The organism is Loktanella sp. F6476L (assembly GCF_023015725.1).
Taxonomy (GTDB): domain Bacteria; phylum Pseudomonadota; class Alphaproteobacteria; order Rhodobacterales; family Rhodobacteraceae; genus Yoonia.
Genome location: NZ_JALKAR010000009.1, coordinates 22,588 through 37,549 on the forward strand (window position 1 = coordinate 22,588; position 14,962 = coordinate 37,549).

11 protein-coding genes are annotated in these 14,962 nt (G+C 55.6%); 4 read left to right on the forward strand and 7 right to left on the reverse strand.

Annotation, left to right across the window (positions count from 1 at the left end; genetic code table 11):
- Positions 1 to 57: 57 nt before the first annotated feature.
- Together MWU61_RS15755 and MWU61_RS15760 are read right to left on the reverse strand one after the other, a co-directional pair.
- Entirely contained in the window at positions 58 to 1,386 is a 1,329-nt protein-coding gene (locus MWU61_RS15755; RefSeq protein ID WP_247129380.1) for a sigma-54 dependent transcriptional regulator, read from the reverse strand.
- A complete protein-coding gene (locus tag MWU61_RS15760) occupies positions 1,383 to 3,101 on the reverse strand; it encodes an ATP-binding protein (RefSeq protein ID WP_247129382.1) in 1,719 nt (572 codons plus the stop codon). The genes MWU61_RS15755 and MWU61_RS15760 overlap by 4 nt, the downstream gene beginning before the upstream one ends.
- Positions 3,102 to 3,257: 156 nt before the next feature.
- On the opposite strand from MWU61_RS15760, the gene MWU61_RS15765 reads away from it, so the two are divergent.
- From MWU61_RS15765 to MWU61_RS15780, 4 genes are all read left to right on the forward strand, one after another.
- On the forward strand, positions 3,258 to 4,832 hold the full coding sequence (locus MWU61_RS15765; protein WP_247129384.1) for an ABC transporter substrate-binding protein: 1,575 nt from the start codon (positions 3,258 to 3,260) through the stop codon (positions 4,830 to 4,832).
- Between the two features lie 72 nt (positions 4,833 to 4,904).
- A complete protein-coding gene (locus MWU61_RS15770; RefSeq protein ID WP_247129386.1) occupies positions 4,905 to 5,879 on the forward strand; it encodes an ABC transporter permease in 975 nt (324 codons plus the stop codon).
- A complete protein-coding gene (locus MWU61_RS15775; protein WP_247129387.1) occupies positions 5,879 to 6,784 on the forward strand; it encodes an ABC transporter permease in 906 nt (301 codons plus the stop codon). The genes MWU61_RS15770 and MWU61_RS15775 overlap by 1 nt, the downstream gene beginning before the upstream one ends.
- Positions 6,784 to 8,460, forward strand: coding sequence for an ABC transporter ATP-binding protein (locus MWU61_RS15780; RefSeq protein ID WP_247129389.1), 1,677 nt, complete (start codon positions 6,784 to 6,786; stop codon positions 8,458 to 8,460). Before MWU61_RS15775 ends, MWU61_RS15780 begins: the two co-directional genes overlap by 1 nt.
- On the opposite strand, the gene MWU61_RS15785 is transcribed toward MWU61_RS15780, so the two are convergent.
- The 5 genes from MWU61_RS15785 to MWU61_RS15805 form a co-directional block, all read right to left on the reverse strand.
- Positions 8,457 to 9,395, reverse strand: coding sequence for a hypothetical protein (locus MWU61_RS15785; protein WP_247129391.1), 939 nt, complete (start codon positions 9,393 to 9,395; stop codon positions 8,457 to 8,459). The two genes, MWU61_RS15780 and MWU61_RS15785, sit on opposite strands and share 4 nt — an antisense overlap.
- Before the next feature lie 10 nt (positions 9,396 to 9,405).
- The gene (locus tag MWU61_RS15790) at positions 9,406 to 12,561 is read right to left on the reverse strand and encodes a M10 family metallopeptidase C-terminal domain-containing protein (protein ID WP_247129393.1); all 3,156 of its coding nucleotides are present in this window, start codon (positions 12,559 to 12,561) and stop codon (positions 9,406 to 9,408) included.
- Between the two features lie 86 nt (positions 12,562 to 12,647).
- Complete coding sequence (otnK, locus tag MWU61_RS15795; RefSeq protein WP_247129394.1) at positions 12,648 to 13,877, reverse strand: 3-oxo-tetronate kinase; 1,230 nt, start codon at positions 13,875 to 13,877, stop codon at positions 12,648 to 12,650.
- Positions 13,874 to 14,671, reverse strand: coding sequence for an N-acyl homoserine lactonase family protein (locus tag MWU61_RS15800; RefSeq protein WP_247129395.1), 798 nt, complete (start codon positions 14,669 to 14,671; stop codon positions 13,874 to 13,876). The genes otnK and MWU61_RS15800 overlap by 4 nt, the downstream gene beginning before the upstream one ends.
- Positions 14,668 to 14,961 (reverse strand): putative quinol monooxygenase, encoded by a 294-nt coding sequence (locus MWU61_RS15805; protein WP_247129398.1) that lies wholly within the window; start codon positions 14,959 to 14,961, stop codon positions 14,668 to 14,670. The genes MWU61_RS15800 and MWU61_RS15805 overlap by 4 nt, the downstream gene beginning before the upstream one ends.
- Between the last annotated feature and the right edge of the window lies 1 nt (position 14,962).

The window sequence follows — 14,962 nt, forward strand, 5'->3', positions numbered from 1 at the left end:
ATGGATCGCACCTCAAGGGAAACAAGTCTTATCTGAGTGATTTTGTCGATAATTGATCTACAATAGGGCGTCTTTATCGAGACCAAGCTTCACAATCTTCTCGTTCAGCGTGCGTCGGCCTATGCCCAGCGCTTCGGCGGCGGCATCCATGCGTCCGGCGTGCGCTGTGATCGCTTTGCCAATCAACTCGCGTTCGAAAGCCGCAACAGCAGATCGCAACGCATCCGGCACGTCGTCTAATTGCTGATCGTTCCGAATGGCGCGCGCCATGCTACCAGACCCGCGACGGGCTGCGAGAACACGACGCTCCCCCACGTTGCGCAATTCACGGACGTTGCCGGGCCAATCATGTGCAAGCAGAGCAGCAAGATCATCCTTATCCATATCAGGCGGTTCAATCTCGTAGGCTTCGCCGTATTCCCGCAAGAAATGCGTCATCAACAACGTCACATCATCCCGACGCTGGCGCAGCGGTGGGATATTCAAAACGACGGTATTCAGCCGAAACAACAAATCCTGACGCAGATCTCCTGCCGACACGGCGGCGTCGGGATCTTCGTTCGTGGCCGATACAATGCGGATATCGACGGACACAGGCGTCGCGGACCCAATCGGCAAGACTTCTTTATCTTCGATGACGCGCAGCAGTTTGGCCTGGACCAATGCCGGACACGCTGCAATTTCATCAAGAAAAACCGTTCCACCACTGGCCGCGACCAACCGGCCCTTGGCACCGCCATCAACGCCAAACATCTCTGTTTCGAACGTTTCCGCCGACAAAGCCGCACAGTTCAGGGCCAAAAACGGACCATCAGGATTGCGCCCAAGATCATGCAGGGCACGCGCGACCAATTCTTTACCAGTCCCTGTTTCACCAAGCACCATGACAGGCGCATCCGCTTCGGCGATATCTAAGATGTCTTCGCGCAGCGCCTTAATTTCGTAAGTCTGACCAAGCAACACACGATCAAGACCGGACAACTGCAACAACCGTTCCCGCAATCGACCATTCGCTTGGGTCATACGGTGGTTGTTCGCTGCATTCCGCAGAATCGTCAGCAATCGACGTGGCTCATACGGTTTTTCAACGAAACTATAGGCCCCGCTTTGGATCGCCTGCACCGCCATCGGAATGTCACCATGTGCGGAAATCAGGACAAGCGGCGGCGCAAAATTGGGATCAAGGCTTTCCAATAGATCGAGACCGGACATCCCCGGCATTCGTACATCCGACAAAATCACGTCCGGCATCATCGTTGCCAGTTGATCAGCCACAGCGCTTGCGCGTGACAAAGCGTGTGCCGTCCAACCCGCCGCTTCTAACAATTCGACCAAGGATTCACGCATTGCTTTGTCGTCATCGACGATCAAAATACTATGGCTCATGGTGTCGTATCCTCTGTCGTATCGGCAAACCGGATATGAAAAACCGCACCGCGATCGGGGCCGTTTTCAGCAGTCATATCACCCCCGTGATCGCGCACAATCTGCGCAGAAATGGCAAGACCTAACCCCATACCACGTCCGCTATCACGGGTTGTCATGAATGGCTCTGCCAAATCCGCAAGCGTGGCATCCCCCAAACCGTGCCCGTTATCAGTGACCGACACCCACGCCGGATCGCCGCCCAATGTGACCCTAACACTGGGGCTTTCCACCTCTTCAACCGCATCCGCCGCATTGCGCAGGACATTGGTCAGGACCTGTTCGATCCGCAATTTGATCCCGCGCGTCATGACAGGTTCGTCAGGCATATCCGAGATCAACGCAATTCCGCCAGCACTGTAATTCGGTTCAACCAATGCAATTGCCGCCTGCAAAGCGTCACGCAGATCGAATGGTTCAAACGGTTCGCTGCCGGACCGCGCAAAGAACTTAAGTTGACGGGTGATCCCTTCCATCCGATCCACGAGACCACCGATTTTGCCTGCTATGTCTGGCGCTGCCTTTGCACTGATTTCAGCGGCCGCGATGTGGTTGCGCATCGCGGCAATTGGTTGGCCAAGCTCATGGGTCACGGATGCGGACAACTGGCCCAATGCCGCCAGACGGCTGGACCGTTCCAATTCACCCTGCGTCCGTTTTAAACGGCGTTCGGCGCTGCGGCGGTCCTCAATTTCTACGGCCAGCCGATCATTTGCGCGCCGCAGCTCTGCTTCCTCGTCGACCGATTTTTGCAAAGCCACAGCCATGCGGCGCGATCTTTGGACTTGGACCATGATAAACGCCAAACCCGCCGCAAAGATCAAAGCCGCAGTCACCAACCACGTACGGGTCGTAGCGCGGTCATCGCTTGCAAAGTAATGGATTGCCCAATCATGCGGCAAATCACGCGCGACCACGTGTAATCTTTCATCACCACCAATCGACGCACGAAACGCGTCATGGGGCGACCATTTCAATGGCTGAAGGTCCTGACCGGAAAACTGGCGGCTTTGTGCAATGGCGCCGCGTTGCGTATCGGTCAATGCGGTCAGCGTGCGGTATTGCCACGCTTCATCTGACGCCAACAAGACAACGCCATCCTGATTGACCAACAAAACTTGTTCACCAGAATCTCGCCAGCTTTGCGCCAATTGGGACAGATCAATCTTGATCGCAATGACGCCGACAACCGCATCGGCCCCGTCGCGCACCGCATCTGCGATAAAGTAACCGGGCAAACCGGTTGTCGCACCAATCCCGTAGAACCGACCCTGCCCACCGCCCAACGCAGTCTGGAAATACGGACGGAAGGCATAGTTCTGACCAACAAAACTGCCCTCCAGATGCGCATTAGACGCCGAAATCGTAGCACCACTGGGCTGCATCAAATAAATGGCATCCAATTCAGCCTGAGCCGCGAAATCTTTCAGTCGATCATTCAACAGATCACGGTCACCACCTTGGGCCGTCGCCACAACAAACGGATCGCGGGCCAGAACATACGTCAGGTGCGAAAAGCGCGCGAGCTCGGACGTGACCGTGCTGTGATAAAGCGACAACCGCCCTTCGGCTTTCGACAATTCCTCGGATTCGAAATACCGATACGACAATTGGTTAACCAAGGCGGCTATGGCCAAGACCACAAGGGCTGTCAGAAATCGGGGAAGGCGGCGCATTTGTATCGGTCGCGTGAAATGGGTCAAATGTCAAACAATCAGGGTTTTCCAATGACGACAGCGGACTAGGTAGCGATTGGCGCACATGAAGCGTGATTTGACAAAATGTCGCACGGCGTCAGTGTGATCAGGACGGAATCAAAAATGGGGATACACATGCGTTTATCGAACAAACTTAAACTCTCGGCGACAGCGCTTGCGCTGATTGCGAACGGGGCAACTGCGGAAACGCTGCGCTGGGCATCCACGACAGATCCACAGACAATGGACCCCCATGCCGTGAACGCGGCCCCTGTGCTGTCGTTCCTGAACAACGTGTATGAAGGTCTTGTGCGCCGCGGCAAAGATATGGCGATTGAACCGTCCTTGGCTGGATCGTGGGAACCACTCGAAGGCGAAAACGGCTGGAGGTTTAATCTGCGCCAAGGCGTGACCTATCAGGACGGGTCCGAATTTACGGCAGAAGACGTGAAATTCTCCTACGAACGCGCATCAAACGAAGCATCAGACGTGCGGTCATGGTTTGCGCCGGTTTCTGAATTCCGCGTCGTTGATGACTTTACCGTCGAATTCGTAACCTCCGCGCCGAACCCGCTGTTCCCTGACAGCATCGCGAATTTCATGATCATGGACAGCGGTTGGACGACAGACAACGACGCAGCCCTGCCTGCACGTGACGCGGAGAACCACGCGACACGCAATGCGAACGGCACCGGCCCATTCATGATCTCGGCCCGCGATCCGGGGGTATCCACAACGCTGACCCCGTTTGAAGGCTGGTGGGACGACGCGGAACACAACATCACCGAAGCAACGCTGACGCCAATCGGCAATGCATCAACCGGTTTGGCGGCACTTCTGTCAGGCGAAATCGACTTTATCGAACCCATTCCACTGCAAGACGTGGGTCAGGTCGAAGGCCGCGATGGCTTTAAGGTCATCGAAGGTTTGGAAACGCGTGTGATCATGTTCGGCTTTGGCCACGAACACGACACCCTGCTGTTTTCCGAAGATGTGACGGACGCAAACCCTTTCACAGACCCGAAAGTGCGGCTTGCCGTGGCGCATGCGATTGACGTGAACACCATCGACCGCGTCGTGATGCGCGGCAAAATCGAACCTGTCAGCCAATTGGTCCCTGAAGGTATCTCTGGTTATTCCGAAGCAAACGCAGACCGTCCTGAATATAATCCAGAGCGTGCGAAAGAACTGCTTGCCGAAGCTGGGTATCCAGACGGGTTCTCGTTTGGCCTGAAATGCACCAACGACCGCTACATCAACGATGAGGCGCTGTGCCGTGCCGCCGCATCCATGCTGGCCGCTGTTGGTATGAACGCAGAGCTGACAACTGTGCCAGTGCGCAACTACTGGGAACAACTGCGGGCCGACGATTTCGACATGTACCTGCTGGGCTGGTCCCCGGGCACATTCGACGCTGAACACCCGATCCGCTTCTTGATGCATTCTCAGGATGACGAAAAGAAACTGGGTTCGTGGAACTTTGGCAACTATTCCAACGCCGAAGTTGACGCGCTACTGCCGCAAATCCAGCAGGAAATCGATGCAGACGCCCGTCAGGCGCTGATTGATCAGGTTGTCGAAATCACGCAAGCCGAAACTGCCTATGTGCCGCTTTACACCCAGCCGTTGATTTGGGCTGCGAAAGACAACGTTGACCTGACACAGCGCGCTGACAACTTCTTCATGTTGCGCTGGGTCACCGTGAACTAATCCACGCGTTACGCGTTTATCAAAAGTCGGGGCCGCATTTGGCCCTGACTAGACACGAATAAGGCCAATACGATGATTTATCTCATCTTCAAACGGCTCGTCCAATCGGCGTTTGTGATGTTGGCTGTCGCGTTTCTGGCCTTTTCACTGTTCCGCTTTGTGGGCGATCCGGTCAGCCAGATGACTGGCGTCGAAACCTCCGTCGAGGACCGCGAACGCCTGCGCGAAGACCTTGGCTTGAACGACCCCTTTGCCCTGCAATTCTACCGATTCTCAACAGACCTGTTGAGAGGCGACTTTGGTTATTCCTACCGAACCCGCGAACCCGTCGGCGAAATGATCGCGAAACGCCTGCCCGCGACGCTTGAACTTGGCACCTTCGCGCTGGTCATATCGCTGATCATTGGCATCCCCGCAGGTGTCTACACAGCGCTACGACCAAGCGGCGTCGCATCCCAAGCGATCTTGCTGACCACCCTTGTCGGCGTCTCGATCCCCACGTTTGTGATCGGGATCATGCTGATCTTCCTGTTCGGCGTGCAGCTCGGTTGGCTTCCTACCTTTGGCCGATCCGGCACCACACAAATCGGAGGGTGGAGCACATCATTCCTCACACTCGACGGCTGGCGGTCGTTGATCCTACCGGCGCTCACTCTTGGGGTTTATCAACTGACCCTCACCATGCGCCTCGTCCGCGCCCAGATGATGGAAGTCATGAAGACCGACTACATCCGCTTCGCGATGGCCCGCGGTATCCCGACACGGTCGCTGCATTACAAACACGCGCTCGCAAATACGATGGTCCCCGTCATCACGATCATCGGCCTACAATTCGGCGGCGTAATCGCGTTTTCCATCGTAACAGAGTCTGTTTTCCAGTGGCCCGGCATGGGCCTGTTGTTCCTCGAATCCATCCGTTTCGTCGATATTCCGGTGATGGGCGTCTACCTTGTCGTCATCGCATTCTTCTTCGTCCTCGTGAACCTGATCGTTGATCTGCTCTACGTGGCAATCGACCCGCGCCTGCGCGTGAAGGAGGCAGCGTAATGTTGTATCGACTTTGGGACAGTGACGGTTTCTGGCTTTTCCGGCGTAGGCCAGCCGCGATGATCGCAGCCTTGACCGCGCTTGCGATCTTGTTCGGTGCGCTGTTCGCGCCGTGGCTTGTAGACACTAATCCGTACGATTTGGCGTCCTTTTCGCTGATGGACGGACTTTTGCCACCCATGTGGGAAGAATTCGGCACACCCCGCTTCCCGCTTGGCACAGACGACCAAGGCCGCGATATGGTCGCCGCGATCCTGTACGGCGCGCGTCTATCGATGCTGATCGGGATCGTCGCAATGGCCATCGCGCTGGTGCTTGGGGTCAGCCTTGGCCTGATCGCGGGCTACTATGGCGGCCGATTGGACGCGATCATCATGCGGGTCGCGGACGTGCAATTGGCGCTGCCTGCGATCCTGACCGCATTGCTCATCGACGGCATCGCGCGGGGCATCCTGCCCAGCGACGTGCATCAAGAACTGCGTGTCATTGTGCTGACAACCGCAATTGCCCTGTCGCTGTGGGTAAACTTTGCCCGCACCGCCCGCGCGTCCGTCTTTGTCGAAAAGAACAAAGAATACGTGCAAGCCGCGATGATCATGGGCCAACATCCGCTGCGTGTGATGCTGTGGCATATCCTGCCAAATATTATGGGACCACTGCTCGTCATTATGACCGTGGACCTCGCCAGCGCGATCCTGCTCGAGGCGACGCTATCGTTCCTCGGCATCGGATTACCGGCGGATTCCCCTTCGTTAGGTACGCTCATCCGCATCGGCATGGGTTTTCTGTTGTCCGGCGAATGGTGGATTTTATGGGTGCCAACGATGTTCCTTGTCGCCCTTGTCGTGTCCATCAACGTGCTGGGTGATTTCCTGCGCGATGTCTTTAACCCGAGGTTGCGCTGATGCTGTCCGTCACAAATCTGACCGTCAAATTCCCGTCGAGACGGGGTGAATTCACGGCTATCGAAAACGTGGATATCAGTGTCAAAGCAGGCGAAATCCACGGCCTTGTCGGTGAAAGCGGCGCAGGCAAATCGACCATTGGTGCCGCGATCATCGGGCTACTGCAAAGCCCCGGTTATGTGGCACAAGGCGAGATGTCCTTGGGCGACACCAACCTGCGCGATCTTACAACCGCGCAGGCACATGCGGTGCGCGGTGCCCGTATTTCAATGATCTTCCAAGACCCGCAAACCAGCCTGAACCCACTGATGCGGATCGAAGATCAGTTAATTGAAACGATGCAATCGCATGAAGACATTTCAGACTCTGATGCAAGGGCGCGTGCCGTTGATCTGCTGACCGAAATTGGGATCAAAAACGCCAGTGACCGGATCAAGGCCTACCCACACCAGTTTTCCGGCGGCATGCGGCAGCGTGTTGTGATCGCGCTTGCGCTATGTACGAACCCCGACCTGATCATCGCAGATGAACCGACAACCGCACTTGACGTGGCGGTGCAGTCTCAAGTGCTCGACCTGATCCGCGAACTGGCGGACACACGCGGCATCGGCTTTATCCTGATCACCCACGACATTGGTGTGATTGCACAGATTACCGATAACGTCACAGTTTTGCGTGGCGGAAAAGTGATGGAAAGCGGCCCAACAGAACGCGTTCTGCGGCTGCCAGAACATCCATACACGCGCGCCCTGCTCGCTGCTGTGCCGCGACTGGATCAAAAGATCGACCGTTTCCTTGTTCCTGCAACAGAAGCCGACGTCGACGCACCCGAAATCGTCAGCGGTATGGACGCAGAGGCGTGGTTACTGGCCGGTGGTATCCAAGACCCCATCGGGTTGGAAGCGCAGGACATCACTGTCAAATTCGCTGGCGAACGTACATCCCTTTTCCGCAAACCCGACAGTTTCACCGCATTAGACTCTGTTTCCATGGCTGTCAGACCGGGCACGGTAATGGGTCTTGTGGGCGAAAGCGGATCCGGCAAATCGACGATGGCAAAGGTTCTGACCGGCCTCGTGCAGCCCAGCGCAGGCACGATGACACTGGACGGCAAACCGCTGCCCGACGCAAAATCACGGGCACGCAAAGACCCATCACGGCGGATCATCCAGATGGTGTTCCAAGACCCCTATAGTAGCCTAAATTCCCGGCACCGTGTTGGCGCGCTGCTTGCGGAACCACTGTGGCTTTACGGGTTAGAAGACGACGCCAAAAAGCGCCGCGCGTTATGTGCTGCGATGTTGTCGCTTGTTGGGTTGGCACCTGATGCGATCGACAAATACCCGCATCAGTTCTCTGGTGGTCAACGGCAGCGGATTGCGGTGGCGCGGGCGCTACTGGCGCGGCCCCGCTTCCTGATTTGCGATGAACCGACATCGGCGCTTGATGTGTCGATCCAAGCCCAAGTGTTGAACCTGCTCAAAGACCTGCAAAGCACCTTTGGACTGACAATGCTGTTCGTCAGTCATAACTTAGCCGTCGTGCGGCAGATGTCGGATGACATCACAGTTCTGCAAGGCGGGAAGGTCATGGAAACAGGCGGATCAGAGCCGTTTTTCACCAATCCACAGGCCGACTATTCAAAAAATCTGCTGTCGCTGACGCCAACGCTTTAGTCGGCGATGAACGTGCCATAAACGATGCCGTTGGTGCCTTCGGACAGGATCAAACCGCCGACCTCGTCAGGGGTTGATCCGTCGGCATCCAACCCAAAGAACTGCCCTTGGGCGACCGTCGTCGTGTCTGACCCCGTGATGTCCACTGCGCCGTCACTATCGCGCAGCGACAAGGTACCGCCCGAAAACGCACCGTCGGCAATGATTGCATTGCGCAGCTTGATCTCGGTCACAGGGCTATCCACGACAAGGCCGCTGATCTGGCTCACACCTTCAAATTCGTCCAACGTCACGGTCAAGCGGTCGACACCAAATGCCACGTCAACGACGCTGCGGCCCTTGATCAGATCGACACCGTTTGTGCCGGTGATGACAAAACCGGATGCACCACCTTCAAACCGCGCATCACCCGTCGTGCGCAGATCGGCAAGCGGCGTCGCTAAACCAACAATCCCAACCGCGTCGGCCTGATGAAACGCAGATGCATTATCATAATCGCCCAGCACATCATTATTGAGGTACGCAGCCACGTCAGCAAGGCTAAGCGATCCATCAATTCGTTCATACAACCCGTCGCGGGTCAGTACACTCCGGCTACCGTCAGTGTTTGTGACCAATGCAGCGGATGAAATCACAGTTTGGTTCGCTTCGATTGCTGCCAATGTCGCCAAAAGAACCGGATCACTTGGATCGATTTCAACAGGTGCGACTGTGCCCGCACCATCCAACGACGGTGCAACTTCGTCTTCGATTGGCGGGGTTGAAGTCGCAAGATCATCTAGCAAGTCAACGTCTGCAGGATCAACCGGTGTCGGCTCGGTCGGCACAGGTATAGGCACATTAACGGCCACTGGACCGCTGCCGCCGCCACATGCGGACAGGATTGTCAGGGAAAGCACCGCAGCAGGGATCAAAATGACCTTTGGGACAAACATCTGAAAACCCTTAAAATACAAAATCATCGACACTTAACGTCGTGGCAGAAACGCCAAACACCGTGACTGATGTGTCTTCGGCAGAGAACACAGCACCCTGCGCACCGTCAGTCACAAAATCCATGACGTTTGAGGCGTCAATATCACGGAAACCGGACAGTTTGATGGTATCCACACCGACCGTGAAATCGACGCTCGACGGATCAATATCGCGGCTTGCGGCCGTTGTAATGTCACCGACAAGAAAACCCGCAATGACATCGTTTCCGTCGTCTGGACGGAACACGAATTGATCGGCGCCACGCCCCCCCATTAGCAGGTCATCATCCCGACCGCCGATAATGACGTCATCGCCAAACATCAGACCACGGCCACCTTCGCCGCGGATCTTGTCGTTCCCGACACCGCCGGACAGGTTGTCCGCGTCGATCCCACCGATGATCACGTCATCGCTGCCGTTGCCTTGAAGGTTTCCGTTACCGGACAGCGCAACAACCACATCATCACCAGCACCGCCCGTGGCCGTTGTGTGACCCAGACCATCAATAATCAGATCGTTATCGCGGCCACCGATCAATGTGTCATTGCCGGCAAGCCCGTACAGCCCGTCTTCACCGTTGCCACCTGTCAGGGTGTTATCCAACACGTTGCCAATAATCAGATCGCGGAAACCGCCACCGATGGCATTTTCGATCAGGGACGACAGGTTGCCGTTGTAAAGATACGGATTGGCGATATTGCCTTCGGCAAAGTATACACCTTCGCCTGTCGTATCTGGCAGGAAGCGTTCGCCGAAACTGGTGAAGCTACCGGGCTGCAGATTGATCGTCATGTGATCTTCGCCATTCGACAGATCAAGCGTATCAATGCCCGCACCATCCCAGATCGCACGCTGCATCTTGTTGTTGTTCGGCAGGCCTTGGGATTCGCCGTTAATCAACAGCTCGCCTGTGCTGAAGTTCACTTGGTAAAGTGTATCGTCTGACTGGGCTTCGAAGTTGGCCCCGAACTGGTACTGCAGGGCTGCAATATCAGCCAACATGAACGTTTCCGGCCCATGTTCAGTGCCATAATACAGGGAATTCGTATCCGGGTGGGCGCGATATGACATCACGCTCCACGAATGACCCTGATAGGCTTCCGGCAAACCATGTTCTTCATCCCCGTGACCATGGTCGTCATGGGCGTGTTCAAGTCCAAGTCCGTGACCCAATTCATGCAAGATCAAATGGTCAACGTAGTCGCCCATAATCGGCGTATCGCGGTCAGGGTTATACACATGCATGACACCGCCGTTGTAGCCGTAGACGTAGGCGGTCGATGTGTTTTCGCGGAAGCTAAAATAAAGGTCCGCATTTTGTTCAAGCGCATCCACTTCGGTGAACGTCACACCTGTGTATGCGGTCACATCCGCAAAGACCTGCAAATGGCGGTCGATAGAATCTTGGTTCAGAACTGAATTCGCACCATCGAAGGCGATATCGGCTGTCAAATCAAAGGTGTAGGTGATTTCCCCGCCAGCACCATAGACACTGTCCATCAACAAGCCGTCGATCAGTTCGTCAAGAAGGGGATCACCGGTATCAATCACATCGGGCCTACGGACACGGTTATAGCCATCAACGGATTCGTCGCTTTCAAAGACACCAACATCAACGGTCCCGAGCCGGGATTCCCCGTCGAGGTCTGTTGTGACAGCAGACAAGTTCGTGCCCGCGTTAACCGCGGCAGAGCTTGGGTCAATGTGGTAATTCCCGTAAGCAGCATCCCGGAAGCCAGCGTCGGCGATTTCTTCAAATCCCCCGCTAACTGGACCCGTTGTATCGCTTTCGGCCCGTATGCGCAAACCGCGTCCGCCGACGAACATGTTCGTCACGGCCGTAATTGCGGTCGCATCCGCAGATGCGTCCACGGCAAAGACAGTATCATCGCTCAGGCTGATCAGGTTGTTCGCGATGGTATTGACGCCAGACGTTGCCAACCTGATTGCACCCAGCGACGCCAGTTCACCTGACACAAGGCCCTGACCGCTAAAATACCCTTCCCACGCGCTACCTACGACATCATCCTGCGCCAGCAACGTGTTCAAATAACCGGCATCGACAATCGTGTTGTTCGCAACAGTCGCGCCGCGCACGTTGTTCAGGGTCACCGCGGCATTACCAGCCCGTTCAATCAAATTGTTGGCCACCAGCATTTGGCCGTGATCCCACATCGTGCCGCTTTCAGGATCGACGCTGTCCATCGCATTCTGAAAATGGATGGATTTGCCTTCATCAATTTCCATGGTGACCGTGGTTTTGGACCCAACCCACGACACCAAAGTATTGTAATTATCGCGGAACGTATTGTCGGTCACGATGATCTTGAAACCGTCGTTTTCATCGAAACTATCCAGCCCCTTAAACGACACCGCATGGGTGCCATTCGACGTGTGCTGGGTGTTGTTGTAAATCTCGTTGCCCGTCACAGTGATGTAGTCGTTACCACCGTGCGCAGAAATCGCGTGCGCTGCACTATCATGGATCACATTATTGACGACCTCGATGTGGGTACTGCCCTTTGGCAACGATATCGCTGCGGAATTGAAGAGCGCCGGCTTGCCGGATCCGCTTTGATCAATGCCTGCGTCTTCGTAAGACTGGATCGTCTCGTTGACAGTTTCGACCAGCACTTCATTTGGATCACGTTCGAAATATTCGTAGACTGGATTGCCGTCCGAGTCCTCGGATGTCGCGATCCGGTAAGTCCACTGCGCGTCCAACGCGTCATCCAAAGTGACCGATGTCGCGGGTCCTTCGATTTCAAATCCCTCGATGCGAATGTGACTGCTGTCGCGCAGAACAATCGCGCCGTTGCCGTCGTACTGGAATTTGACCGTGCCTTCGTACAAGGGCTTGATGACAATCGGGTTGGCTTCGGTGCCGTGAACGTCATTCAGTTTAACGATGGTATCGGAACTATCTTTCCAGATATCGCGCACCCAATCGCTGCCAACCCATGTCAGATCGCCATAGGTATCATTCTGATAGGCACCCGGAAGATAGCAGACCGTATCCCCGGGCATCAGCGCATCGCCGATCCCGTCGATTGTGGCAAAGGGAAAATCACGCGTGCCGTCATTTGCATCATCGCCGAAGGTGCTGACGTAATAGGTCGAAGGCATAAATCACCAAAATCACTCGAATAGGTCGAGAATTAGGTGATCATCAGGCCAGCAGAACGACACAGCCTAGGCATCATTAAGGCGAATTATGACGGACGTTCCATAAGTGTTAATGCTTCCGCAAAGAAATTTGGCCCACCAAAGTTTCCAGATTTCAGCGCAACAGCCAGCGGACGGACATCCACAGCCAGCACGGGCACGCCCGCCGCAAGACGCGGACCAACACGCAGGTTTTGCGCGTTTAACCCCGATACAGCTGCACCGGACGTTTCGCCACCAGCAACGACCATCCTGTTAATCCCAGCATCTGCCAAAGCGGCCGCAAGATCCGCAAACATACTTTCGATCGCGCCTGCAATCACGTCGGTACCGTATGTCTCTTGAGCTGCACGCACGACGTCCGGATCGGCAGAGGTATAGACCAGAGGCGGCATATCTTGCGCCAGCACCCAATCCACGATGTCATCGACCTTTCCTGCGCGGTCCATCACGTCAGCGGCAGATAACTCCTTCGCGGGGTTCGTTTTCGTGAAACTTTCAACTTGACCACGCGTGGCGCGGCTACACGACCCAGACAAAACAACGCCCGGTCCCGTCACACCGTCCCAAGGCACCGCTTTCGCCGTCAGCCCGAAATTCGCAGGCAGTCCAATCGCGATACCGGACCCACCGGTCAGCATTTTCCGGTCCTTCACGGCTGCACCAATAGATCGCAGATCGTCATCTGCAATCGCATCCACAATGACCATCGACGCAGGCAAAACAGCGATTGCGCCTTCAATGGCATCGGCACCTTGGCCGACCACCTTCATCGGCACATGGGTCACGTCCCACGAGGTTTGCAACGCCAGCACTCGCCTGAGATCCGCGTCGGTCATCGGCGTCAGCGGGTGATCCTGCATCCCACATTCATTCAGCAAACCGTCATTTACGAACAAATGCCCTTGATAGACACTACGTCCGTTTTCTGGAAAGGCGGGGCACGTCACGACGTGTGTTTCACCAAGCCGTTTCGCTAAGGCTTCCGCCACCTGCCCGATGTTGCCCTTTGCGGTGCTATCGAACGTTGAACAGACCTTGAAAATGATCTGGCTGGCCCCCTGCGACAGCAACCATTCACAAGCTGCAAGCGATTGGGCAATCGCATCACCCACAGCAATTGTGCGCGATTTCAACGATACGACACCCGCATCCACATCCGCCACGTCGGCATCGGGAACGCCCACGAATTGCATCGTCCGCATACCCCCTTCGGCCAGTGTCAGGGCAATGTCGGATGCACCGGTGAAATCATCCGCGATGACGCCTATTTTCATGTCTTTATATCTCGTGTTGGACCGCGATCTAGTCGGGTGATATGGTCCGCAATGGTCTGCGGAAAGTAGTCTCTAACAAGGGGATCATGGCCAGGAATGATAAGATTTGGATGACTTGCCAATTGTTCCAACGTCGTGAAACCATCGAGCATGTTTTGCATATCCACCACAATCGGAAACGGTTTGCGGGCATGCAGGTTTTCCCAAAAATGCGCCGCATCTGACGCCAGCACCAGCCACCCTGCCGATGTCCGCACGCGCACCGCCTGTAAACCGCGTGAATGGCCGCCGATACAATGCACGGTCACGCCATCCGCCACCTGCCCATCACCGTCGTAAAAGACGACTTTGCCAGCATAAAGACGCTTGATCGCTGTGCAGATGTGATCCGCCGTAAAAGGCATCCGCAACGTGTCGTGACACATGCACGGGCCAGTTGCGTATGCCATTTCCGCAGATTGCATATGCAAGGTCGCGTTCGGGAACAGATCGAGCCCGCCAGCATGGTCATAATGCAGATGGGTGACGATAAGGGTCGTGATGTCGTCCGGCTTGATCCCCAAAGGTGCTAGGGCTGTGACGGGATCCATGCGAATTGGACGATCCCGCGCTTCTGCCTCTGCCCCGTCATAGCCGGTATCGACAAGAATCGTTTGATCCCCGCACCGCAGCGCCCACATGAAATAATCCATCGCATGCGGGGCGTCGTGGTTGTCATCAAAGATAAAGCTATCGGCACGGGTCCGTGCATTGCGATCCGCGTACTTGACGGCATGGACCTGCCATTCGGTCATTGGGCAACCTGCGAGAATGTCTTGATGTCTTTAGCGGCGATCATCGGACCAACTGCGGCATCAAAGTTTTTGAAATGCAGGCTGCCCAGATGCACGTCAAAAGCAGCGCGATCTGTGTACAGTTCGTACAAGAACACCTCAGCAGGGCGATCCGGTTCCGTTAGGACATCGAATTGCAAGCAGCCTACTTCTTGCGCCAAAGAAGTCTGCGCATTCGCGATCATCAGCGGCATGAAATCTTCAACGCGATCTGGATGCAAAGAGAATGTCACGCAAACGGCGTAAGTCATG

Excerpts from the sequence above, each read along its gene's own strand:
- MWU61_RS15755 (WP_247129380.1), bottom strand. The coding sequence starts at position 1,386 with ATGAGCCATAGTATTTTGATCGTCGATGACGACAAAGCAATGCGTGAA.
- MWU61_RS15760 (WP_247129382.1), bottom strand. The coding sequence starts at position 3,101 with ATGCGCCGCCTTCCCCGATTTCTGACAGCCCTTGTGGTCTTGGCCATA.
- MWU61_RS15765 (WP_247129384.1), top strand. The coding sequence starts at position 3,258 with ATGCGTTTATCGAACAAACTTAAACTCTCGGCGACAGCGCTTGCGCTG.
- MWU61_RS15770 (WP_247129386.1), top strand. The coding sequence starts at position 4,905 with ATGATTTATCTCATCTTCAAACGGCTCGTCCAATCGGCGTTTGTGATG.
- MWU61_RS15775 (WP_247129387.1), top strand. The coding sequence starts at position 5,879 with ATGTTGTATCGACTTTGGGACAGTGACGGTTTCTGGCTTTTCCGGCGT.
- MWU61_RS15780 (WP_247129389.1), top strand. The coding sequence starts at position 6,784 with ATGCTGTCCGTCACAAATCTGACCGTCAAATTCCCGTCGAGACGGGGT.
- MWU61_RS15785 (WP_247129391.1), bottom strand. The coding sequence starts at position 9,395 with ATGTTTGTCCCAAAGGTCATTTTGATCCCTGCTGCGGTGCTTTCCCTG.
- MWU61_RS15790 (WP_247129393.1), bottom strand. The coding sequence starts at position 12,561 with ATGCCTTCGACCTATTACGTCAGCACCTTCGGCGATGATGCAAATGAC.
- otnK (WP_247129394.1), bottom strand. The coding sequence starts at position 13,877 with ATGAAAATAGGCGTCATCGCGGATGATTTCACCGGTGCATCCGACATT.
- MWU61_RS15800 (WP_247129395.1), bottom strand. The coding sequence starts at position 14,671 with ATGACCGAATGGCAGGTCCATGCCGTCAAGTACGCGGATCGCAATGCA.
- MWU61_RS15805 (WP_247129398.1), bottom strand. The coding sequence starts at position 14,961 with ATGACTTACGCCGTTTGCGTGACATTCTCTTTGCATCCAGATCGCGTT.